23 protein-coding genes are annotated in these 21,508 nt (G+C 54.1%); 8 read left to right on the top strand and 15 right to left on the bottom strand.

Going from position 1 to position 21,508, the window contains the following annotated elements:
- Positions 1-94 precede the first annotated feature (94 nt).
- Positions 95-526 carry a host attachment protein gene (locus K1Y77_RS15470; protein ID WP_264429369.1) on the bottom strand — a complete coding sequence of 144 codons (432 nt, stop codon included), beginning with the start codon at positions 524-526 and terminating at the stop codon, positions 95-97.
- A 102-nt stretch (positions 527-628) separates the two neighbouring features.
- Here K1Y77_RS15470 and K1Y77_RS15465 point away from each other — a divergent pair, with 102 nt between their 5' ends.
- Positions 629-1,222: a histidine phosphatase family protein gene (locus K1Y77_RS15465; protein ID WP_264429367.1), complete on the top strand. Its 594-nt coding sequence runs from the start codon at positions 629-631 to the stop codon at positions 1,220-1,222.
- Here the strand turns inward: K1Y77_RS15465 and K1Y77_RS15460 are convergent.
- From K1Y77_RS15460 to hemE, 8 genes are all read right to left on the bottom strand, one after another.
- Positions 1,219-1,614 (bottom strand): RidA family protein, encoded by a 396-nt coding sequence (locus tag K1Y77_RS15460; protein ID WP_264429365.1) that lies wholly within the window; start codon positions 1,612-1,614, stop codon positions 1,219-1,221. The genes K1Y77_RS15465 and K1Y77_RS15460 overlap by 4 nt on opposite strands.
- 102 nt (positions 1,615-1,716) lie before the next feature.
- Positions 1,717-2,445, bottom strand: a complete 729-nt coding sequence (locus tag K1Y77_RS15455; RefSeq protein WP_009723183.1) for an amino acid ABC transporter ATP-binding protein — start codon at positions 2,443-2,445, stop codon at positions 1,717-1,719.
- Between the two features lie 85 nt (positions 2,446-2,530).
- Entirely contained in the window at positions 2,531-3,631 is a 1,101-nt protein-coding gene (locus K1Y77_RS15450) for an amino acid ABC transporter permease (RefSeq protein ID WP_264017424.1), read from the bottom strand.
- Between the two features lie 21 nt (positions 3,632-3,652).
- Positions 3,653-4,843, bottom strand: a complete 1,191-nt coding sequence (locus tag K1Y77_RS15445; RefSeq protein ID WP_030071114.1) for an amino acid ABC transporter permease — start codon at positions 4,841-4,843, stop codon at positions 3,653-3,655.
- Between the two features lie 120 nt (positions 4,844-4,963).
- Entirely contained in the window at positions 4,964-5,989 is a 1,026-nt protein-coding gene (locus K1Y77_RS15440) for an amino acid ABC transporter substrate-binding protein (protein ID WP_030071113.1), read from the bottom strand.
- 293 nt (positions 5,990-6,282) lie between these two features.
- On the bottom strand, positions 6,283-7,293 hold the full coding sequence (locus tag K1Y77_RS15435) for an amino acid ABC transporter substrate-binding protein (RefSeq protein WP_030071112.1): 1,011 nt from the start codon (positions 7,291-7,293) through the stop codon (positions 6,283-6,285).
- Between the two features lie 107 nt (positions 7,294-7,400).
- On the bottom strand, positions 7,401-8,261 hold the full coding sequence (gene speE, locus K1Y77_RS15430) for a polyamine aminopropyltransferase (protein WP_009723178.1): 861 nt from the start codon (positions 8,259-8,261) through the stop codon (positions 7,401-7,403).
- A complete protein-coding gene (hemE, locus tag K1Y77_RS15425) occupies positions 8,261-9,373 on the bottom strand; it encodes a uroporphyrinogen decarboxylase (RefSeq protein WP_264017427.1) in 1,113 nt (370 codons plus the stop codon). The genes speE and hemE overlap by 1 nt, the downstream gene beginning before the upstream one ends.
- Positions 9,374-9,607: 234 nt before the next feature.
- Here hemE and ribA point away from each other — a divergent pair, with 234 nt between their 5' ends.
- A complete protein-coding gene (ribA, locus tag K1Y77_RS15420) occupies positions 9,608-10,243 on the top strand; it encodes a GTP cyclohydrolase II (protein WP_030071109.1) in 636 nt (211 codons plus the stop codon).
- A gap of 35 nt (positions 10,244-10,278) precedes the next feature.
- Positions 10,279-10,977 (top strand): PAQR family membrane homeostasis protein TrhA, encoded by a 699-nt coding sequence (trhA, locus tag K1Y77_RS15415; RefSeq protein WP_264429359.1) that lies wholly within the window; start codon positions 10,279-10,281, stop codon positions 10,975-10,977.
- Here trhA and K1Y77_RS15410 read toward each other — a convergent pair.
- The 5 genes from K1Y77_RS15410 to K1Y77_RS15390 are packed head-to-tail and all read right to left on the bottom strand — an operon-like array spanning position 10,974 to position 15,617.
- Complete coding sequence (locus K1Y77_RS15410) at positions 10,974-11,600, bottom strand: glutathione S-transferase family protein (RefSeq protein ID WP_264017430.1); 627 nt, start codon at positions 11,598-11,600, stop codon at positions 10,974-10,976. The two genes, trhA and K1Y77_RS15410, sit on opposite strands and share 4 nt — an antisense overlap.
- A gap of 58 nt (positions 11,601-11,658) precedes the next feature.
- Positions 11,659-12,420 (bottom strand): co-chaperone DjlA, encoded by a 762-nt coding sequence (gene djlA / locus K1Y77_RS15405; protein WP_030071103.1) that lies wholly within the window; start codon positions 12,418-12,420, stop codon positions 11,659-11,661.
- Between the two features lie 49 nt (positions 12,421-12,469).
- Positions 12,470-14,395: a 1-deoxy-D-xylulose-5-phosphate synthase gene (dxs, locus tag K1Y77_RS15400; protein WP_264429357.1), complete on the bottom strand. Its 1,926-nt coding sequence runs from the start codon at positions 14,393-14,395 to the stop codon at positions 12,470-12,472.
- A 35-nt stretch (positions 14,396-14,430) separates the two neighbouring features.
- Complete coding sequence (gene ispA / locus K1Y77_RS15395; protein ID WP_030071098.1) at positions 14,431-15,327, bottom strand: (2E,6E)-farnesyl diphosphate synthase; 897 nt, start codon at positions 15,325-15,327, stop codon at positions 14,431-14,433.
- Positions 15,321-15,617 (bottom strand): exodeoxyribonuclease VII small subunit, encoded by a 297-nt coding sequence (locus tag K1Y77_RS15390; RefSeq protein WP_264017433.1) that lies wholly within the window; start codon positions 15,615-15,617, stop codon positions 15,321-15,323. The genes ispA and K1Y77_RS15390 overlap by 7 nt, the downstream gene beginning before the upstream one ends.
- Positions 15,618-15,900: 283 nt before the next feature.
- Between K1Y77_RS15390 and serA the strand changes: the two genes are divergently transcribed.
- Positions 15,901-17,145 (top strand): phosphoglycerate dehydrogenase, encoded by a 1,245-nt coding sequence (serA, locus tag K1Y77_RS15385; RefSeq protein WP_264017434.1) that lies wholly within the window; start codon positions 15,901-15,903, stop codon positions 17,143-17,145.
- Between the two features lie 82 nt (positions 17,146-17,227).
- Here serA and K1Y77_RS15380 read toward each other — a convergent pair whose 3' ends face one another.
- Entirely contained in the window at positions 17,228-17,917 is a 690-nt protein-coding gene (locus K1Y77_RS15380) for a pirin family protein (RefSeq protein ID WP_264017435.1), read from the bottom strand.
- Between the two features lie 224 nt (positions 17,918-18,141).
- Here K1Y77_RS15380 and trhO point away from each other — a divergent pair, with 224 nt between their 5' ends.
- The 4 genes from trhO (at position 18,142) to K1Y77_RS15360 (ending at position 21,431) form a co-directional block, all read left to right on the top strand.
- The gene (gene trhO, locus K1Y77_RS15375) at positions 18,142-19,101 is read left to right on the top strand and encodes an oxygen-dependent tRNA uridine(34) hydroxylase TrhO (protein ID WP_030071091.1); all 960 of its coding nucleotides are present in this window, start codon (positions 18,142-18,144) and stop codon (positions 19,099-19,101) included.
- Between the two features lie 106 nt (positions 19,102-19,207).
- Entirely contained in the window at positions 19,208-20,014 is an 807-nt protein-coding gene (locus tag K1Y77_RS15370) for an enoyl-CoA hydratase (RefSeq protein ID WP_264429353.1), read from the top strand.
- Positions 20,015-20,131: 117 nt separating this feature from the next.
- A complete protein-coding gene (locus K1Y77_RS15365; RefSeq protein ID WP_264429351.1) occupies positions 20,132-20,953 on the top strand; it encodes an IclR family transcriptional regulator in 822 nt (273 codons plus the stop codon).
- 46 nt (positions 20,954-20,999) lie between these two features.
- A complete protein-coding gene (locus tag K1Y77_RS15360) occupies positions 21,000-21,431 on the top strand; it encodes a YqaA family protein (protein WP_264429349.1) in 432 nt (143 codons plus the stop codon).
- Positions 21,432-21,508 lie beyond the last annotated feature (77 nt).

Genomic DNA, 21,508 nt, shown 5'->3' with positions numbered 1-21,508 from the left:
AATAAGCATATATCGGCAAGAGCGACCACTTCTTTAGCTGAAATTTAGTTGAAAAGCATCCTATTCAGAAAAAGAACGAGTGACGGTGAAAACGTTAGCGTAAGTCGCTTACGGCATGTTGAATATCGGCAAGAGAGGCTTTGCTCAAATCCTTTGAAAGCGTATGAATGACCAGCTTTTGGGTGGTGTTATCGAGTTTTTCACGCAGCAAACCAAGAAATTTAGGCGGCGCAACCATGATGAGTTTTTCCATGCTGTTGTCGACCCGTGCCCCATATAAGCGCTTGGCAACTTCCTTGGCAAACAGCTCATTTTCATGGTGTGAGGCAGTGCCTTCCTCTCCTGATGAGCGCGACGACGTTGACGTGGATTCATGGACATCGGCACCGCGGCGGTCAGTAATTAAGTCGCCTTCATGCAGCCTGCCTGCTGCGTGTACAAGGCTTTCATGTTCAGCAAGTTGTAATGCATCACGAGTAAAAATGCGTGCACGAGCGGCGTCAGCTACCACAATATAGGTGGTCATCGTCGTACGTCCTCCTTGTCGTTAGTTACTCTCTAACCATGGCAAGCGTTTGGCATTTGGTCAAACATCCATGATTCAGGGAAAAAATTAATAAGGGAAAAAATGTCGGCAGAATCTTCTAAGCCACTTTGCTTTTGGCGAAACCGTTATCTTTTGATGCGTCATGGTCACAGCCAAGCGAATGAACGGGGGCTCATTATTAGTTCACCTGAGCGTGGTCTATACGATTTTGGCTTGTCACCTTTGGGGGAAAAGCAACTATTGGCTGTTGCTCAGCAGTGGCGGTGGCCGACGCCTACCAAGGTGTTGCACTCGGACTTTCTGCGAACCACACAAACTGCTGAAAGAGTCGCCAGTGTGTTTGATTTAACGCTGGAAAAAGAGGAGCGTCTGCGTGAACGCTACTTCGGTGAGTTCGATGGCCAAGCGGATCGCTATTATCCTGATGTATGGGCGCTAGACGCCCAGGATGCTGAGCATCAACAGCACCAGGTGGAGCCAGTTAGCAAGGTGGCTGCAAGGATGTGCGTAGTGATTAATGAGCTAGAACGCCGTTGTGAAGGCGAAACAGTGCTAGTGGTTAGTCATGGCGACCCGTTACAAATACTACTCACGGCGCTCGCCGATAGGCCGCTGGCGCAACACCGTGAACAGTTAGCCCTGCAGCCTGCCAGTATTACCCTGCTGGGTGATTAGTCGGCTTTTGGCGCGGGAGGGATCCAAGCAATCATATCTACTTCGACATCGGCACCACCGGCAAGGCCTGTTACCCCAATACAGGTGCGGGTTGGCAGAGGTTGCTTGAAGTAGCTGGCGTACACGCGATTAACCTCGTCAAAATGGCCCATGTTGGTAATAAAGACCCGTGACTGCACGACATATTCAAAGTCGCTGCCCACTTCTTCTAACACGATCGCTAGGTTTTGCATCACGCGGTGGGTTTGTTCGGTAAATGTCCCCAGCAGCATTTCGTTGGTTTCAGGTACGGTGGGCATTTGGCCGGTAATAAATACTAAATCGCCCACTCGGCAAGCGTGCGAAAAGGGGGCAATCGGCTGTGGCGCACGATCAATAAATAGCTTTTCCATTTTGAACGGTCTCTCTTGTGCCGGTGAGTCGGCGTCGCTAGCGATAAACTAAAGATAAAAATGGGCCTACGCTGAGGCCCATCGTCTTATCAGTCGCTTTACTTAGTGCCCTAGAATCTGGCTTAAGAAGAGCTGGGTACGTTCTGACTGCGGGTTATTGAAGAACGGCTCGGGGGCGTTTTCTTCGATGATTTGCCCCTGATCCATAAAAATCACCCGGTCGGCAACGGTTTTGGCAAAGCCCATTTCATGGGTCACACACAGCATGGTCATGCCTTCATTGGCCAGTTCAACCATAACGTCGAGTACTTCCTTGATCATTTCTGGGTCAAGGGCCGAGGTGGGTTCATCGAACAGCATGACATCAGGGTGCATGCACAGCGAACGGGCTATGGCTACCCGCTGCTGCTGGCCGCCGGAAAGCTGACCTGGGTACTTAAGTGCCTGCTCGGCAATACGTACCCGCTCTAAGTACTGCATGGCCATTTCTTCTGCCTCGCGGCGCGGCTTTTTTTGCACCCACATGGGTGCGATACAGCAGTTTTCCAGCACCGTTAAGTGGGGGAACAGATTAAAGTGCTGGAATACCATGCCCACGCTACGGCGGATTTGCTCAATACGCTTAACGTCTTGGGTAAGCGGTACACCGCCTACCACGATATCGCCTTGCTGATGCTCTTCTAGGTGGTTGATACAGCGAATCAACGTAGATTTGCCCGAGCCTGAGGGCCCGCAAATAACAATACGCTCACCGCGCTTTACTTCCAGATCGATATCGCGCAGCACGTGAAAATCGCCGTACCATTTGTTAACGCCGCGCATTTCAACCATCAGGTCAGAAGTACGAGTATCAGAGATGTTGGTGGCTGCTTGAGTCATGTCTTTATCCTGCTAAAAATCGTTAATAAAAGCGGCGTTAGCGCTTATGGCCGGTGTGCAGCTTGCGTTCTAAATACTGGCTATAGCGCGACATGCTGAAACAGAAGATCCAGAACATGAAGGCGGCAAACACATAGCCTTCCAGCGAGAAGCCAAGCCAGCGTGAGTCGGCCAGCGCCGCTTGCACGATCCCCAATAGGTCAAATAGCCCGATGATCATGACCAGGGTGGTGTCTTTAAACAGCGAAATGAAGGTGTTCACGATGCCGGGAATCATCATTTTCAGCGCCTGAGGAAGCACAATCAGTCCCATCCGCTTCCAGTAGGTCATGCCTAGCGCAGCCGCCGCTTCTTCCTGGCCTTTTGGGATGGCCTGCAACCCCCCACGAATAACCTCGGCCATGTAAGCGCTTTGGAACAGTGTTAAGCCAATCAGCGCCCGTACCAGTCGGTCGACGCTCATATCAGAGGGTAGGAAAAGCGGCAACATTACCGAGGCCATGAACAGTACGGTAATCAGTGGCACACCGCGCCAGAACTCGATAAATACGACGCAGAAGCTTTTGACAATGGGCATGTTAGAGCGTCGTCCCAGCGCCAGTACAATACCGATTGGCAGCGCGCCCACCATGCCGACCGTCGCTAGCAGCAGGGTCAGCATTAAGCCGCCCCAGCGATGCGTAGGCACGCGCGGCATGTCAAAGTAGCCGCCGTGTAGCAGCACATAAGCAACAATGGGGAAACCGACAAGAGCGAATACCGCCACCCAGCGCTTGAAAGGCAGGCGAGGTATTGCAAGCCATGCTATTAGCGTAAAGAAACCCGCAAAGACAATGTTGGCGCGCCAAATTTCCTCACGGGGATACAAACCATAAATGAACTGGGTAAAGCGGGCGTTAATGAAGACCCAGCACGCTCCTTCTCTAGAGCAGTCATCCCGGGTAGTGCCTATCCAGTCAGCATTGATAAACGCCCATTGAACGGTGGGAACTACCAGCAAATACAGTATGTAAAGCCCGATTAGGGTAAAGATGGTATTGATCGGGCCATTGAACAGATTGGCACGTAGCCAGGCAACCGCCCCTACAGAGCTACTGGGGGCTGGCCGCTCTTTAATGATTGTTTGATTATGGATCATGTAAACATCCTCACCGTCGGCCTAGCGTTCAACCAGTGCCACTCGGGCGTTGAACCAGTTCATAAACATGGACACCAGCAGGCTGATGGTTAGGTAGACCGCCATGGTCATTGCAATGACTTCAATAGCTTGGCCGGTCTGGTTCAGCGTGGTGCCTGCAAACACCGAGACAAGGTCTGGATAACCGATGGCGGTGGCCAGCGACGAGTTCTTGATCAAGTTCAGGTACTGGCTGGTCAACGGCGGAATAATGACGCGCAGCGCCTGCGGGATCACCACCAAACGGAGTACTAGGTTACGTGGCAGGCTGAGCGCCTGGGCAGCTTCCGTTTGCCCGTGCGAGATTGCCTGAATACCTGAGCGAACAATTTCAGCAATAAATGAGGCGGTATAAATCGACAGTGCCAGCCAAAGCGCGAGGAACTCAGGAATAACGGTAATACCGCCCCGGAAATTAAAGCCGCGTAGTTCCGGCATTTCCCAGGTCACCGGCACACCGGTAGCGACGAGTACTAACAGCGGTAAACCAAAAATAAGTACAAACGAGATCCAGTAAGCCGGCAGACGTTTACCTGTGGCTTCATGGCGGCGTTTATTCCATACCACCAGCGCAATACTGGCAATGATGGCGACGAGGAAGGTCAGAGGAATTAAGCCAAAGCCAGATTCAAACAAGGGTTGGGGTAAATACAGCCCGCGCACGTTAAGAAAAATTGCTTCGCCGAATGCCATGCTATCTCTGGCGCTCGGCAACGTGCGTAGCACGGCAAAGTACCAGAAGAAGATTTGCAGTAGCAGCGGAATATTACGGAAGGTTTCGATATAGGCGGTGGCTAAACGCGCCAGCAGCCAGTTAGGTGACAGGCGAGCAATACCCACAATAAAGCCGATGATCGTAGCGGCTAGTACCCCTAGTCCACCGACTAACAGTGTATTCAGCAAGCCAACTAGGAAAGTGCGGCCATAAGTGCTCTGAGAGGAGTAGTCGATCAGACTCTGTACAATCCCAAAGCCTGCGGTGTTGCCTAAGAAACCAAACCCGGTGGTGATGCCACGTGCGGATAAGTTGTCTTGGACATTACCGACAATGTAAAGCAAAAAGGCTGCTACAGCAGCGACAAGAAGTAGCTGGAAGATAAGCGCACGTTTGGCACGGTCTCGCCAGAACGGCGGCTTGTGGCCAGCGGGGCGAGTGTTAGGACTTACGGACATGGAAGGCGTCTCCGCGATACGGACGGTCAATCAAATGGCCCGCCTAGCCCCTGGGGATAGGTACCTGAGAAATGCAGTAACTATCTGAAAAGGGCGGCGGGCCGGGGTCAAGCGAGACGCTTAGCGAATCGGCGGTGCGTACTGGAAGCCACCTTGGTTCCACAGTGCGTTAACACCACGTTCAATCTCAAGCGGAGAGCCCATACCTACATTGCGCTCAAAGCTTTCACCATAGTTACCGACTTGGCTCAGAATGTTGTAAGCCCAGTCAGCTTCTAAGCCCATACCTTCACCGTAGTTACCATCTTGTCCAAGCAAGCGAGCAACATCAGGATTTTCAGAGCTGAGCATTTCTTCAGCATTTTCGCTGGTGACGCCATACTCTTCGCCGTTAATCATGGCGAATAGCGACCACTTCACAATGTTGAACCATACATCGTCACCTTGGCGTACCACTGGGCCTAGCGGCTCTTTGGAGATGACGTCTGGCAGAATCACTGCGCCAGCCGGGTCGTCTAGCTGGATACGCAGGGCAGCCAGCTGGGAAGTGTCGGAGGTCAGAACGTCACAGCGGCCAGCCTGGAAGCCGCCAACGGTTTGTTCAGAGGTATCGAAGACGATAGGGTCAAACTCCATGCCGTTAGCACGGAAGTAGTCAGCTAGGTTCAGCTCAGTCGTGGTGCCGGACTGGATACAAATAGCGGCGCCGTCTAGTTCAGATGCGCTGGAAATACCCAAGTCGCTAGAGACCATAAAGCCTTGGCCATCATAGAAGTTAACGCCAGTGAAATTGAGGCCTAGCGTGGTGTCACGGGTGGTGGTCCAGGTGGTGTTGCGTGACAGTACATCGACTTCGCCAGACTGCAGAGCCGTAAAGCGCTCTACGGCGTTTAGGGAAATATAGTTAACTGCATCTGCGTCGCCAAGAACGGCTGCTGCAACGGCACGGCATACGTCAACGTCAAGCCCTTGCCAATTACCTTCATCGTCTGGGGCGGAGAAACCTGGCAGGCCGTCGCTGACGCCACACTGTACAGCGCCGCGCTCAAGTGTATCTTCCAGTGTATCAGCGTGGGCGGTTGCAACACCGGCTAACGTAATTGCGCCAGCGGAAGCCAGCAGTACCAAGTGCTTCTTATTCATCATGGTCGTTTCCCTTACTCGTTTTAATGTCGTTATGCATGCAGATGCATGACACTAAAAGCTAGCAAGGAAGGTGCCAGAAAGGATATGTCGTCAAATTCAGCGCTTTTCAACGCAAAATACGCGCTGTATACGAAAGTATTGGTGCAAAAAGAGACCCTAGCGACTAGCGATTGCTTCATTTTGGTGCGTAGTCGCTAAGGCTGCAGTTAACTTGAATTCGTGTGGCTTACTGTTAAGAACTCAATGCTAAGAATACAGTGCGGCAGATTCATAGGCTTGAAGGACACGCAGGCTTAACGAATCGGCGGTGCGTACTGAATCCCACCCTCTTTCCACAAAGCATTTAAGCCTCTGGCAATCTTGAAGTCTGAGTTGGCACCGACATTGCGGTCATAGATATCAGCGTAGTTACCCACCTGCTTGATGATTTGGTAGGCCCAATCGGTGTTGACGCCCATTGATTCACCAAAGTCACCATCTTGACCAAGCAGGCGCATGACATCAGGATTTTCCGAGGTGAGCTGCTCATCCACATTAGCTTGCGTGACGCCAAGCTCTTCCGCGTTTAGCATGGCAAACAGTGACCACTTCACAAGATTGAACCACTGGTCGTCATTTTGACGGACGGCTGGGCCGAGTGGTTCTTTCGAGATGATTTCAGGGAGTACTACCGCCATGTCGGGGTCAGCAAGCTGCATCCGCTGAGCATAAAGCTGGGAGGCATCAGAGCTTAAAACATCGCAACGGCCTGCTTCAAAGCCTGCAATCGACTGCTCTGGTGCATCAAATACGACGGTATCATAGGTCATGTCGTTGACGCGGAAGTAGTCAGAGAGATTGAGTTCGCTAGTGGTGCCGGACTGGGTGCAAACTGCCGCGCCATCGAGTTCTTTAGCGCTTTGCACGCCAAGATCGCTGGCGACCATAAAGGCCTGGCCGTCGTAGTAACTCACGCCGGTAAAGTTCATACCCATCGTCGTGTCACGGCTTGATGTCCAGGTAGTGGTGCGTGATAGGACATCGACTTCGCCAGACTGCAGTGCGGTGAAACGCTCTACTGAGTCGAGTGGCACGAAATCTACTTTTGACGCGTCGCCAAGCGCAGCAGCAGCAATGGCACGGCACACATCGGTATCCAGGCCTCGGTACTGGTCATTGTCATCTAATGACGAAAAGCCTGGCTGGGCAGCGTTAACGCCACAGCGCACGCTATCGCGCTCTTGGACAGTTTCCAGCGTGCTGGCCATAGCCAGCGCAGGTACTAAAGCACCAATTCCTACTCCCAACCAACGAACGGTTTTCATTTGTTATTCCTTAACGTGAAAGGGCAAGTAAACGTAAGCTCAAAAACGTAAGCCCATAAAAAAAGGCCGAGCAATGCTCGGCCTTTTGGCTATTCGCAGACGCAGCGTTATGCGAAGGCTTTACGCATAAAAGGCGGTAGCGATAGTGCACCACGGTGAGCATCACCTGTGTAGTACTGTAGCGGCATTTCGTGTTCAGCGGCAGCCTGTTCGCGGAAGCTTTCAACGCTGGTAGCTTTACCGGCCAGCGTGACGCTCCACCAGCCAGACGGATACACTGGCTGTGGGAAGGGCAGCGTTGCCACGCTATCAAAGCCCGCTTCACGCATATCGTTACGCAGTTCACGGATGATAGAGCCGCTATGGTAAAGCGGCGATTCGCTCTGCTGCACCATGACACCGCCATTTTTTAAAATACGGTGGCAGCGCTTTAGAAAGTCGGTTTTAAACAGCCCTTCGGCGGGGCCGACGGGGTCGGTAGAGTCGATAATCAGCACGTCGATGCTCTCATCGGCAGCGTCGTCTACCCACTTCACCCCATCAGCAAACAGCAGCTCGGCACGCGGGTCACCGTTAGCTTCTACCAGCGCTGGGAAAAAGCGCTCGGCAGCTTTAGTGACTTCTTCATCGATATCGATTTGGGTCACTTTTTCAACGCCAGGGTGACGTAACACTTCTTTTAACGTGCCGCAGTCGCCGCCGCCAATAATCACCACGCGCTTGGGGTCTTGATGGGTGAACAGTGCCGGGTGGGCGATCATCTCGTGATAGAGGAAGTTATCGCGATCGGTCAGCATCACGCAGCCATCAAGTACCATCAGGTTGCCGTAGGTCTCTGTGGTATACACTTCCAGATGCTGATAAGGGCTTTGAACATCTAACAACTTCTCAGTGACTTTCAGCGAGAAAGCGCTGCCGTGGCTATCAAAGACTTCGGTAAACCACTGATCGTCGCGTAAATCGCTCATTACTTTGCTCCTGGGCGCGTGTTATCTGTCTGGGTCGGAATGCTTTGATGATACTGCGGGCTTAAATCATGCAGCGCCTCCATAAAGGCGGTGACGTGATCAGGGTTAGTAAACTGGCTGATACCATGGCCTAGGTTAAACACGTGGCCGGGGCCGTGGCCGTAGCTTTCCAGCACGCGGGCGACTTCTGCGCGAATAGCAGAAGGCCGGGCGAACAGCACATTCGGATCAAGGTTGCCTTGTAATGCCACTTTATGACCCACCCGCGCACGAGCGTCGGAAAGCTCTGTAGACCAATCAATACCCAGCGCATCGGCACCGGCGCAGGCAATATGCTCCAGCCACTGGCCGCCGTTTTTGGTGAACAGAATGACCGGCACGCGGCGTCCCTCATGTTCACGGATCAGGCCAGAGACAATTTGCTCCATGTAGCGCAGCGAAAATTCTAGGTAGGCGGGAGTTGAGAGCGCGCCACCCCAGGTATCAAAAATCTGTACCGCTTGAGCGCCAGCGCGAATTTGCGCATTAAGGTAGTCAGTGACCGACTGAGCCAGAGTGTCCAACAGTTGATGCATGGTGTCTGGCGTGTCGTAAAGCATGGTTTTTAGATGGCGGAAATCTTTGCTGGAACCGCCTTCTACCATATAAGTGGCAAGCGTCCAGGGACTGCCCGAAAAACCAATCAGTGGCATGCGGCCGTTCAGCTCGCGGCGGATAGTTGATACTGCGCGCATCACGTAATCCAAGTCGCGCTCGGCGTTGGGAACGGTTAACGCCGCTACCTCTTCTGGGGTGCGTACGGTTTTTCTGAATTTAGGGCCTTCACCGGTTTCGAAATAGAGACCCAAGCCCATAGCGTCAGGGATCGTTAGAATATCCGAAAAGAGAATTGCGGCGTCGAGCGGGTAGCGCTCCAGCGGCTGCAGGGTAACTTCACAAGCCAGGTCATGATTACGGCATAGATCCATGAAACTGCCAGCATCGGCACGGCTAGCGCGATACTCTGGCAGGTAACGACCCGCTTGGCGCATCATCCATACCGGTGTGCGGTCAACGGGCTGACGGGCTAATGCGCGAAGAAAACGATCATTTTGCAATGGTGTGGTGGTCATAAATACTTGCTCTTGAGAAATTTGCCCGCATTGTAAGGGAGTCATTGTACTTGAAGATAGGACTAGTACTTAAAGACTAGTACTTAAAGAGAGGGCGCATAGCGGCTCTCCCGCTAAGAAAAATCGACGCACCCTGTTGATACCGTGAGGCCGTCGCTGCTTCCTGGTAAACTGTTTTCTTATTTTGCCAACACCGGTGTGGTTAGCTGGTTTGGTTAATCAACGAGGTAACCTGTGACCATTCGCTTCATTGCCGCTTCCCGGCTGCCCACGCCTTGGGCCACATTCACCATGCATGGTTTCGAAGACGAAGCCACGGGTAAAGACCATATCGCCTTAACACTAGGCGATGTGAGCGGCGGCGAGCCAGTGTTGGGGCGCGTACATTCCGAGTGCTTAACGGGCGATGCGCTGTTCTCGATGCGCTGCGACTGTGGTTATCAGTTGCAAGAAGCACTTAAGCGTATTGCCGAAGAGGGGCGTGGCGTGCTGTTTTACCTGCGTCAGGAAGGGCGAGGTATCGGGCTGCTAAATAAAATTCGCGCTTATCACCTGCAAGACCAAGGTGCCGATACGGTCGAGGCCAACGAGCAACTTGGTTTCGGGGCTGACATGCGACGCTATGACCTGTGTGTGCCGATGCTCAACCACTTGGGTATCACGGCATTAAAGCTAATGACCAATAACCCGCGTAAGGTAGATGCCTTAACCCGCGACGGCGTGAATGTGGTTGAGCGCCTGCCGATCACCACTGGCCTAAACCCTCATAATGAACATTACCTTTCGACAAAAGCTGGCAAGCTTGGCCATATGATGGCGTTGGACGATTTTACCCAGGCCAGCGATGTCGATATTGAACGTAAAGGGTGATAGTGAGGGGAAGAGGTTTTTAGGGGTTCCCCAAAATGAAAGCTGTCGATCAACAACAACCTGATGCACTGCCCGGCAAGCAGGGCGAATTCAGCAGTATCGAAGAGTGGTGGCACAGTGTTACCCATGGCGTGGGTGCTGTGCTCAGCCTAGTGGGCATGGTGGTGTTGCTGGTGGTGGCGAGTTTAGCGGCCCATGTCGACCCATGGAAAATTGCCAGTCTGAGCCTCTATGGCACCACGCTAGTGCTGCTTTATACCGCGTCGACCTTCTATCACGGTATTTCCCATCGGCGCTGGAAGCGACGCTTTCAGTTGCTTGACCACTGTGCGATTTATTTACTTATCGCGGGCACTTATACGCCTTTTCTGCTCGTTAATATACGCGGCACCACGGGCTGGGTCTTATTTATCGCCGTGTGGTCGCTAGCGCTAGTAGGGATTGGCTTCCTATTGCTATGGCCACAGCGTTTTTCGGTGCTACGCGTGGCGATCTATCTCCTCATGGGCTGGATGATTGTGTTGGCCTCAAGAGAGATGGCGGCCAGCTTATCGGTGACCGGCATCGCTCTACTTGCTACAGGGGGGATCATCTACACGCTGGGGGTTATCTTCTACGCTGTGCGTGCCATTCCCTACAACCACGCTATTTGGCATCTATTTGTAATGGCTGGAAGTGTCTGCCACTACATCGCCGTTTATAGCGCTGTGCTGCCCCACCAGGCGGTTACTTAACGCTCTTCAGCGGCTGCTTGCTCTTTAGCCATGGCACGGGCTAGCGCAGGACGGTCAGCGTGGCGTGCGCGGTAGGCAGCCAGAGGTTCAGGCAGGCGGTGTTTCATGCTGGCTGCCCACGTTAACGTATGGGTAAGGAAGATGTCTGCCAAGGTGAACGTCTCGCCGACTAACGTTTCCTGGCCCTGATAACGGCGCTCCAGCGCTAGCAGTGCCCGCTGAAATTCCCAAGCGGCGGTAGGCAATACTGAAGGTACGCGCTTATCTTGGGGTAAAGCGAATTTATGCTTGGCCTGTAGCCATAGCGGCTGCTCGACTTCAGTGACGATAAAGCTTAGCCACTGATCGACCTGCGCTCGCTCAGCGGCGCTTTCTGGCAGAAGGCTGCCATCACCGTATTGCTCGGCAAGATAACGACAGATAGGCACCGACTCAAACAGCGTTAGCGCGCCATCTTCCATCACTGGCACCTTGCCATCTGGATGGCGAGCTAGGTGCTCAGCGGTTTGCCCCTCGCCTTTATCTAGTGCTACGTGCTGGCAGTGGTAGTCCAGGCCAAGCTCTTCAAGTGTCCAGGCAACCCGCACCGAGCGGGAATTTGGAAAACTGTAGTGGATTATCATACGGCGGCTCCTAAGCAGCGCGGTGGGGTTTTACTGTAGCGAGTGCTTAGAAACCTGTCTATTGGCCACGGGCGCTACGGATACGTTCGTAAGCGTTGCCAATTTCGCTGGTGCGCGCCTGTGCCACTTCACGCATGCTTTCAGGCAGCCCTTTGCCAGCCAATTTGTCGGGGTGATTTTGGCTCATCAGACGACGGTACGCTTTTTTGATTTCTGCGTCGCTGGCGTCTTCATTCACCCCAAGTACACGGTAGGCGTCTTTCAATGCCTCTTCACTGGAACCTTGCGAATTCGCGGCGGCACCGTGAAGCATGGCTTCGATTTGCTGTACTTCAGCGTCGCTACAACCAACCCCGCGGGCTACACGTAGAATCATCTCGTGCTCTGCAGGGTGAAGCACGCCGTCAGCCGCGATGGCGGTTAACTGAACCTGCAAAAACACCTGCCGTAAAATCGGCTGGCGCTGGGTTAGGCGATTGACGCTGGCCAATTCTGCTTCAAGATTGAAATCATCGGCCCGCCCGCGCTCAAAGGCTGCCCGTGCCCTGGCACGCTGTTCGCCTTGAAGGTGCATTTGGTCGAATAGCTTTTCAGCCACGCCCAGCTCGCCATCAGTGACTTTGCCATCGGCTTGGCATAAGCAACCCATTACCGAGAAGATCGATTCTAAAAAACCCTCTTGAATCTGCATGCGCGCCGCATTCAGTCGGCGGCTAATCCGCCGTGCTAACCACCAGCCCAATCCACCGCCAATCAGCAGGCCAATGGGACCTCCGACAGCAAGGCCAATCAGGCCAAACACGATAATCAGAAATAGCATAGTGTTCTCAACTGTTAAAAAGTTAAAAGTACTGTCAAAGCGTTAAACGTTACGGAAGACGGGCACGAATGGCACGCTCGATACCGTCGGCATCTAGGCCGCAGTCGCGTAGCAACTCTGTGGGGGTGCCGTGTTCAACAAAGGTGTCAGGCAGGCCTAAATTTAGCACTTCGATTTGTACGCCTTCTGCGTGCAGCAGCTCGTTTACGGCGCTACCTGCCCCCCCGGCGATCACATTCTCTTCTAGAGTGACCAGCAGCTCATGTTCATCGGCGGCATGGAGCACGGTGTCTCGATCCAGTGGCTTGATAGAGCGCATATTGATATGTGTGGCGTCGAGCTTTTCAGCGACTTCTGCAGCAGCGCTGTTGACGCTACCAAATGCCAGCAAGGCAATGCGTACACCGTCATTGCCCGCATCGCGGCGCACCTGTGCTTGGCCAATGGGCAGCGACTCTAAGTGGTCAGGAATGGCTACGCCGGGGCCTGTGCCGCGTGGGTAGCGAACTGCCGCGGGACCAGGATGATGGTAGGCAGCGCTCAGCATGGCACGGCATTCTGCTTCATCCGCAGGGGCTAAAATCACCATGCCGGGGATGCAGCGTAAAAACGATAAATCCATACTGCCGTGGTGGGTTGGCCCGTCTTCACCCACAAGGCCAGCGCGGTCAATCGCAAATGTTACGTCAAGGTTCTGGACGGCTACATCGTGAATAAGTTGGTCGTAGCCGCGCTGTAAAAACGTTGAGTAAATCGCCACGACAGGCTTCATATTTTCACAAGCCATACCTGCAGCAAGCGTTACGGCATGTTGCTCAGCAATGGCGACATCAAAATAGCGCTCAGGATACTGCTGGGAGAAGCGAATTAAATCCGAGCCTTCTCCCATGGCGGGGGTAATTCCCATCAGCCGTGAATCGGTGGCTGCCATATCGCACAGCCAGTCGCCGAACACGTTGCAGTACTTTTTCTTAGCCGCCGCTTTCGGCGCAGCCGCTGGCTTCATCAGTGGCGCATTGGCTGTGGCGCTGGGCTTTTCCAGTTTGGTAATAGCGTGATAGCCAATCTGGTCGGCCTCGGCGGGCAGAAAGCCTTTGCCTTTGACCGTTTTGATATGCAGAAACTGTGGGCCATCTTGGTCGCGCAGATTGCACAGCGTTTCAGTCAACGCTTCTAGGTCGTGGCCATCAATGGGGCCGATATAGTTGAAGCCCATCTCTTCAAACAGCGTGGCAGGGCTCACCATACCCTTCATGTGCTCTTCGGTGCGCTTGGCAAGTTCGAGTGCGCCAGGCAGATGAGAAAGCACTTTTTTGCCTTCTTCGCGCATTTTAAGGAAAGGCTTGCTAGACAGCACACGGGCTAGATAGGTGGCGATGCCGCCAACGTTTTCCGAAATCGACATCTCGTTGTCGTTCAGCACCACTAGCATATTGGCGTTAACGTGGCCTGCGTGGGCCAGCGCTTCAAAGGCCATTCCCGCGGTGAGTGCACCGTCTCCGATAATCGCACACACGCGACGCGGGTCGTTTTGTGCCTGGGCGGCGAGCGCCATCCCCAGAGCCGCTGAAATCGACGTGCTAGAGTGGCCGACACCAAAGGTGTCGTACTCGGATTCTGCGCGGCGTGGAAAGGCTGCTAAACCACTATGTTGGCGAATGCTAAGCATTGCGTCACGCCGTCCGGTCAAAATCTTATGTGGGTAAGCCTGGTGGCCCACATCCCATACCAAGCGGTCTTTGGGCGTATGAAAGGCGTGATGAAGCGCTACGGTGAGCTCCACAACGCCCAGGCCTGCACCGAAATGACCGCCAGTCACTCCCACGCTATAGAGCAAATAGGCGCGTAGTTCATCAGCCAACTGGGCAAGCTGCTTAGCATTCATGGCCCGCAGCGCAGCAGGGTGATCAAAAGAGTCGAGCAGCGGTGTCGCGGGGCGCTCGTGGGGAATCTCGTCGAACAGCTTCATAGGCATGTTTTCATGGACGTTGCTTGTTTCATGGACATTGTTCAGTGGTCGCGCTCGATCATATAGTGGGCAAGGTCGGCCAGCGGTGCGGCTTGCTCGCCAAGCGGGGCGAGGGCGGCAATGGCCTCTTCAATCAGCGTAGTTGCTTTGTGCTGTGCGCCGGCAAGTCCCAGTAAGCTGGGGTAAGTCGGCTTGGCACGTGCAGCATCAGCACCAGAGATTTTGCCCAGCGTGACGGTATCTCCCGTCACGTCCAGGACATCATCATGAATCTGGAAGGCTAGACCAATGGCGCGGCCGTAGCGAATTAGCGCAGCAAGCCGCGGGTCATTTTCATCCACCGCCACCAACCCGCCTAAACGCACTGCGGCCACAATCAGCGCACCGGTCTTATGGGCATGCATATGGGCCAGTGCGTCCACATCCGGGTGGCCGCCTACGGCGGCTAAGTCTAGCGCTTGGCCTGCGACCATCCCTGCCCGGCCTGAGGCCACGGCCAGCGTGGTTACCATGCTGCCAAGCCGTGGATAGGGTTGGCTGGCGAGTACTTCAAAGGCCAGTGCCTGTAGCGCGTCTCCCGCTAAAATCGCGGTGGCCTCATCAAAGGCTTTATGCACCGTAGGCTGGCCGCGCCGCAGGTCATCATCGTCCATGGCGGGTAGGTCATCATGAATCAATGAGTACGCATGGATCAGCTCAATTGCAGCGGCGGGGGCGTCCAAGGCATCTTCACGCGCCCCTAGTGCGTTACCAGCTAGGTAAACCAGCAGTGGCCGCAAACGTTTGCCACCTACCAGTAGGCCGTGACGCATTGCGGCTTCAAGGCGCGGCGCAACGGCTGGGTGGGTGTCAAACAATGCTGAGAGTGTGGCGTCAACCCGTGCGTTACTCGCGTGGCGCAGCGCCGCCAGTTGAGAAGCATTAGCAGTCGTTACCATGGCGGCGTTTCCTCGCTGTCGTTGCCAAGATCAGTGGCGTCGTCCGTCTCTGGTCCTGCCGCAAAAGCGGTAACGTCAAGCTTACCCTCGCGGTCTTCACTTAATGCGCGTACTTTTAGTTCGGCGTTATCGAGACGCTGTTGAGCGTCACGAGTGAGACGCACGCCCCGTTCAAAGGCGGTCAGTGCGTCCTCCAATGAGAGTTCGCCGGACTCAAGGCGTTCCACAATGGTTTCAAGTTGTGAAACCGTTGCAGCGAAATCTTGCGCAGGTAGAGTGTTATCGCTCATTGGGTAAGGCCTACTATTTTGCTGGTGCCCTGATACTGATTAAGGGCGGCGAACGTGGCTATAGCCGGGTTATCAAAAAATAAACACCCAGTATACACCGAGCTAAGGGGGTGGCGTCTGCCCTCAACCTTGGTCAATTCTTCTACTTGCGGCTAGTTCATCTTGTAAACGCACACTTTTCATCATCTCAAGACGCCGAGAGCGGTCGTGGCTGTGCTACTATATGGGCCTTCCGTGAACCGATACACGGCGCATGCCGCCGACCATAGAGGTTGATTCAGCCATGGCCAAAACGTCCCTGGACAAGAGCAAGATCAAGATCCTGCTGCTCGAGGGCGTCCACCAAAGCGCGGTGGACAATTTTCACAACGCAGGTTACGAAAACATCGAGCACCTGCCGACCTCGCTAGATGAGGCGTCGCTGATCGAAAAGATTCGCGATGTTCACTTTATCGGCATTCGCTCACGTACGCAGCTCAATGAGCGCGTATTTGAAGCGGCAGAAAAGCTGGTGGGCGTTGGCTGTTTCTGTATCGGAACAAACCAGGTTGATTTGACGGCAGCCCTTAAGCGTGGCATCGCGGTATTTAACGCGCCGTACTCGAATACTCGTTCGGTTGCAGAGCTGGTGCTGGCAGAAGCCATTATGTTGCTGCGGGGTATTCCCGAAAAGAACGCTCGCGCCCATCAAGGCGGCTGGCTGAAATCGGCGAAAAACTCTCACGAGGCGCGGGGCAAAACCCTGGGGATCGTAGGCTACGGTAGCATTGGCGCGCAGCTCTCAGTATTGGCTGAATCGCTTGGCTTTAATGTCATTTTCTATGATGTGATCACTAAGCTTGGCATGGGTAATGCCAGTCAGGTAGCGAGTCTTGAACAGCTGCTACAGCGCTCAGACGTGGTCAGCTTGCATGTGCCTGACTTGCAGTCCACCCGCTGGATGATTGGCGAGAAAGAGATTGCGGCGATGAAGCAGGGCGCGATCTTGATTAATGCCGCCCGTGGTAGCGTTGTTGAGATTGAGCCACTGGCAGACGCGATTAAAGCAGGCAAGCTGAATGGCGCTGCGATTGATGTTTTCCCAGTAGAGCCGAAAGGCAATGATGAAGAGTTCCAGAGCCCGCTGCGCGGCCTGGAAAATGTGATTCTGACACCGCATATCGGTGGTTCTACCCTGGAAGCTCAGGAGAACATCGGTATTGAAGTGGCTGAAAAGCTCATCACCTATTCAGACAACGGCACCACGGTTACTTCTGTTAACTTCCCAGAAGTTGCGCTGCCTGCTCACCCGGATAAGCATCGCTTGCTGCATATTCATGACAACGTGCCCGGCGTGCTATCGCAGATTAACCGCGTATTGTCTGAAAATGGCATCAATATTTCAGGCCAGTACCTGCAAACCAACGATAAAGTGGGCTACGTGGTCATTGATGTTGATAAGGCCTATGGCCCTCAAGCCCTAGAAGCGTTGAAACAAGTAGATCACACGCTAAAAATTCGCGTGCTGTACTCGGCGCATAACAGCTAGATGCTGCTGTCAGCGTAACCGTCTAAAGCGGCCCCTTCTTGGGGCCGTTTTACTTAGGGCGTTTTGCGCTTCAGTGGCTGGCTTAAGCTAAGTCAAACAGCAGCACTTCGGCGGGCTGCTTGCCGGTCACGCTGAACGTTTCACCCGGTTGAAACGCAGCAGCGTCACCAGTGCTTAGCGTTTCACCGTTAATATCTACCGTGCCTTTCACCACATGCAACCACGCATAGCGCGTAGCGGGGGCATCCACTTGTTCGCCCGCGTCGAACAACCCCGCGTAAAGGTTAACGTCCTGGTTAACGCTTACCGACCCTTCGCGACCCTGTTGAGAAACCACTAGGCGCCACTGTCCTTGGCGTTCAGTGGCTGGAAAGGCTTTCTGCTCATAACTAGGGGCAATGCCGCGCTTGGCAGGCTCAATCCAGATTTGCAGGAAGTGCAGGCCGTTCTCTTTTGAGTGGTTAAACTCGCTATGCAGCACGCCAGTACCTGCGGACATGCGCTGTACATCGCCTGGCCGCATGACTTCGCCGTTACCCATATTGTCGCGATGCTCCATTTCCCCTTCCAGCACATAGGAGATAATTTCCATATCCCGGTGAGGATGGGCGCCAAAACCGTTACCCGGCGTTACCCGGTCTTCGTTGATCACCCGCAGCGCTCGGAACCCCATATAGTTAGGGTCCCTATAATTGGCGAACGAGAAAGTATGGTATGAACGCAGCCAGCCGTGGTCGGCATAACCGCGCTCGTTAGAACGGCGGATGTGCATGATGTACTCCGAAAATATTATAAAGGAATGGTCTCAATATACGCCCGCTTGCTTAGCGCGTGGGGTGAAGCTTTTTAGACGGTCAGATCGAATAAATCGATGAATGACCATCAAGCCCCTAGCTATCAGTAAGCAGAGCAGCACGTTGCCTAAATTGTTTGCTAAACTATGCGCGTTTATTTACCCGGTCCGCCCTTTGCGAGGGCGACTACCAGGAGTATTCCATGACGGAAACCACCCAAATGCCGCCCATTGTGGTCGCGGCGCTGTATAAATTTGTTACGCTGAACGACTTCGAAGCGCTGCGTGAGCCGCTGCGTCAAGTGATGGTCGATAACGATGTTAAGGGCACACTGCTGCTGGCTAAAGAAGGCATAAACGGTACCGTAGCCGGCACCCGCGATGGCATTGACGCCCTGCTGGCCTGGCTGACCGCCGATCCTCGCTTAAGCGATATCGACCACAAAGAGTCCTACTGCGACGAAACGCCGTTCTACCGCACGAAGGTGAAGTTGAAGAAAGAGATCGTCACCCTGGGCGTGCCAGATATTGACCCCAACGATACCGTGGGTACCTACGTTGAACCAGAAGATTGGAACGCCGTGATCTCTGACCCGGAGGTGCTGGTCATTGACACTCGTAACGATTACGAGGTGGCGATTGGTAGCTTTGAGCGGGCAATTGACCCGAAAACGACTACCTTCCGTGAGTTTCCTGAATACGTGCGCGAGCACTACAACCCGGAACAGCACAAGAAAGTCGCCATGTTCTGCACCGGCGGTATCCGCTGTGAAAAGGCTTCCAGCTTTATGCTGAAAGAGGGCTTTGAAGAGGTCTATCACCTAAAAGGTGGCGTGCTGAACTACCTCGAAAAAGTGCCGGAAGAGCAGTCGCTATGGCGCGGTGAATGTTTCGTGTTTGATAACCGGGTCACCGTGCGCCACGACCTCAGCGAAGGTGAGCATGAGCAGTGTCACGCTTGCCGTATGCCCATCTCGCTTGATGATATGCAGTCGTCGGCCTACGAGCCGGGCATCAGCTGCCCTCACTGCATCGACACCCTCCCCGAGAAAACCCGTGCTGCCGCCCGCGAGCGTCAACGCCAAATCGAACTGGCTAAGGCCCGTGGCGAACCTCATCCTCTAGGCTATAACCATCGCAAAGGCAGCCGCGCAAACACGTAACTCACGAGGTCTCCTGCTTTTCAGGAGGCCTCTTTGGTCGTATCTCGCCAACATTAGCTTTTGTACGCGCTAGACTGAGCAACACTCGACTGTCTAGGAGCTTTCTATGTCTGCCTCTTCAGATACGCCACTGGCGTCTTCAGATCTGCTGCAACGCACTGACTATCAAGGGGTAACGACCCTTACGTTAAACCAGCCTGAACGCTTTAATGCACTTTCTGAGGAGATGTTGGCGGCGCTGCAAGGTGCGTTAGATGACATTGCCCAGGATGATAAGGTGCGCTGCGTGGTGTTGGCCGCGAACGGCAAGGCATTTTGCGCAGGGCATGATTTAAAGCAGATGCGTGCGAACCCTGAAAAAGCTTACTACCAGGCGCTGTTTGCTCGCTGCGGCGCGGTGATGCAGGCCATTGTTAACTTGCCTGTTCCTGTGATTGCTAAAGTTCAGGGCATTGCGACAGCCGCTGGCTGCCAGCTCGTCGCTAGCTGCGATTTGGCTGTAGCGGCTAGCAGTGCTCGATTTGCCGTGTCAGGGATTAATGTGGGGCTTTTCTGTTCGACACCTGCAGTAGCGCTGTCGCGCAATGTATCGCGAAAGCGAGCTATGGAAATGCTCCTGACTGGGGAGTTTATCAGTGCCTCCCAGGCCGCGGACTGGGGACTTATAAATCGCGTTGCCGAAGAGGGCGAGCTTGATCGTACCGTGGAAGCGCTTACTGCGAGTATTTGTGCCAAAAGCGCAGTGGCGGTACGCACTGGGAAGGCGATGTTCGCCCGTCAGCTAGCCATGCCGTTAGAGGAAGCCTACGCTTTTGCTGGCGAAACCATGGCGTGCAATATGCTGGCAGACGATGTGGCCGAAGGAATCGATGCCTTTATCGAAAAGCGCCCACCCCAGTGGCGTCATCGCTAATAAGCTCTGCGCTATCATTGGTGGAATTTGTTTCCGTAAACGCGACAGCGGCCCCGCTGGCGCGTTATCCTCACTCACTTTATGCCTTCAGGAGAGGCGCCTTCAGGAGAAAGTAAGGTGAGTGATGTTAAGCGCAGGTCAGTCGGACGTCCGGCAGGGGCCACCAAGGCGAATGGTGGGCACAGCCAATCATTAGTACGAGGCCTCACGCTGTTAGAGTATTTGTCGGCCAGCCCATTAGGGTTAGCCCTGTCAGAGTTAGCGGAAATGGCTGATTTGGCACCCTCCACCACTCACCGCTTGTTGCAGGCGCTACAGAGCCAGGGGTTTGTAACTCAAGAGAGTGAGCAGGGGCTTTGGCGTATTGATGTTAAAACCTTCCGTATTGGTAACAGCTTTTTAGAAGCACGCGATGTCGTCACCCAAAGCAGGCCTTTTTTGCGCCGTTTAACCGCAGAAACGGGCGAAACGGCAAACTTGGGCATTCGGGATGGTGCGACGGCGGTATTTCTTGCCCAGCATGAGTCGCCGCAGATGATGCGTATGATTACTCGTTTAGGCTCTCGGGCGCCGCTGCATGCCTCCGGGGTGGGTAAGGCCTTACTGGCCTGGATGAGCGAAGACGAGCGTGCCCGTCTGCTTAAAGGTTATGACCTTGCCCGGGTGACTGAAAATACCCTGCATCAATCCGATGAACTATTGGCCGAAATGGCGGCTATTCGCACTCAGGGGTTTGCCTGTGACCGTGAGGAGCATGCGGTGGGCTTACACTGCGTTGCTGCCTGTATTCACGATGAACATGGTACGCCGCTAGCGGCCATTTCCGTGTCTGGCCCCATGGCACGCATTCCTGAAGAGCGCTTGCTAGCGCTGGGTGCATTAGTGCGCACAATCGCTAACGAAATCACCTTACAACTAGGTGGCCAACTGCCCCAATAAGCAGTGCTTTGCTCATCAGTGATGACTGATAAAGGCGGCTCTTATTATGTTTAGCCTGTTCTGGGTGGCGCTGGCTAGCGCCACCCTGCTACCGGGTGGCTCAGAAGTGTGGCTGGCTCGGTTGTGGTGCTTAGGTGAGCCAGCGCTCGGACTTTGGCTTGTCGCCACCGCTGGTAACACACTAGGCAGTATGATCAATGTGGCGCTGGGGCGTTATGCTCGCCAGTTTCAACATCGCCGCTGGTTCCCAGCGTCGCCGGCTGGCTTAGCGCGGGCAGAGCATTGGTACAAACGTTTCGGCGAAGTCAGCTTACTGCTTTCCTGGGCACCCGTTCTTGGTGACCCCCTCACTGTGCTCGCAGGCGTTTTTAGATTGCCCTGGTGGCGTGCGTTACTTTGGATTGTGGTCGCCAAGGGGGCACGCTATGGGCTGCTGTTGGCGTTAGCCCACCAATGGCTGGCGCCGCTTTGTGGTTAGGTCTAAATGAAAAGGCAAGCTTAAGTAACATTAATGTTACTGGTATTGACAAAGCGAGTGGCGAGCCACGCTCTTTT

Origin of the sequence: Halomonas qaidamensis (assembly GCF_025917315.1) — a bacterium.
Classification (GTDB): domain Bacteria; phylum Pseudomonadota; class Gammaproteobacteria; order Pseudomonadales; family Halomonadaceae; genus Vreelandella; species Vreelandella qaidamensis.
The sequence above is the reverse complement of the archived record's forward strand: the minus strand, read 5'-3'. Positions and strand labels throughout refer to the sequence as shown.

Bases quoted from the DNA above. Each gene is read 5' to 3' on its own strand.
- trhA (WP_264429359.1), top strand. From the start codon at position 10,279: ATGAAAGCTGTCGATCAACAACAACCTGATGCACTGCCCGGCAAGCAG.
- K1Y77_RS15460 (WP_264429365.1), bottom strand. From the start codon at position 1,614: ATGGAAAAGCTATTTATTGATCGTGCGCCACAGCCGATTGCCCCCTTT.
- K1Y77_RS15450 (WP_264017424.1), bottom strand. From the start codon at position 3,631: ATGATCCATAATCAAACAATCATTAAAGAGCGGCCAGCCCCCAGTAGC.
- K1Y77_RS15370 (WP_264429353.1), top strand. From the start codon at position 19,208: ATGTCTGCCTCTTCAGATACGCCACTGGCGTCTTCAGATCTGCTGCAA.
- speE (WP_009723178.1), bottom strand. From the start codon at position 8,261: ATGAGCGATTTACGCGACGATCAGTGGTTTACCGAAGTCTTTGATAGC.
- dxs (WP_264429357.1), bottom strand. From the start codon at position 14,395: ATGCCTATGAAGCTGTTCGACGAGATTCCCCACGAGCGCCCCGCGACA.
- K1Y77_RS15360 (WP_264429349.1), top strand. From the start codon at position 21,000: ATGTTTAGCCTGTTCTGGGTGGCGCTGGCTAGCGCCACCCTGCTACCG.
- K1Y77_RS15440 (WP_030071113.1), bottom strand. From the start codon at position 5,989: ATGATGAATAAGAAGCACTTGGTACTGCTGGCTTCCGCTGGCGCAATT.
- K1Y77_RS15470 (WP_264429369.1), bottom strand. From the start codon at position 526: ATGACCACCTATATTGTGGTAGCTGACGCCGCTCGTGCACGCATTTTT.
- hemE (WP_264017427.1), bottom strand. From the start codon at position 9,373: ATGACCACCACACCATTGCAAAATGATCGTTTTCTTCGCGCATTAGCC.
- ispA (WP_030071098.1), bottom strand. From the start codon at position 15,327: ATGGTAACGACTGCTAATGCTTCTCAACTGGCGGCGCTGCGCCACGCG.
- K1Y77_RS15445 (WP_030071114.1), bottom strand. From the start codon at position 4,843: ATGTCCGTAAGTCCTAACACTCGCCCCGCTGGCCACAAGCCGCCGTTC.
- djlA (WP_030071103.1), bottom strand. From the start codon at position 12,420: ATGCTATTTCTGATTATCGTGTTTGGCCTGATTGGCCTTGCTGTCGGA.
- K1Y77_RS15435 (WP_030071112.1), bottom strand. From the start codon at position 7,293: ATGAAAACCGTTCGTTGGTTGGGAGTAGGAATTGGTGCTTTAGTACCT.
- serA (WP_264017434.1), top strand. From the start codon at position 15,901: ATGGCCAAAACGTCCCTGGACAAGAGCAAGATCAAGATCCTGCTGCTC.
- trhO (WP_030071091.1), top strand. From the start codon at position 18,142: ATGACGGAAACCACCCAAATGCCGCCCATTGTGGTCGCGGCGCTGTAT.
- K1Y77_RS15455 (WP_009723183.1), bottom strand. From the start codon at position 2,445: ATGGTTGAAATGCGCGGCGTTAACAAATGGTACGGCGATTTTCACGTG.
- K1Y77_RS15410 (WP_264017430.1), bottom strand. From the start codon at position 11,600: ATGATAATCCACTACAGTTTTCCAAATTCCCGCTCGGTGCGGGTTGCC.
- K1Y77_RS15390 (WP_264017433.1), bottom strand. From the start codon at position 15,617: ATGAGCGATAACACTCTACCTGCGCAAGATTTCGCTGCAACGGTTTCA.
- K1Y77_RS15380 (WP_264017435.1), bottom strand. From the start codon at position 17,917: ATGCACATCCGCCGTTCTAACGAGCGCGGTTATGCCGACCACGGCTGG.
- K1Y77_RS15465 (WP_264429367.1), top strand. From the start codon at position 629: ATGTCGGCAGAATCTTCTAAGCCACTTTGCTTTTGGCGAAACCGTTAT.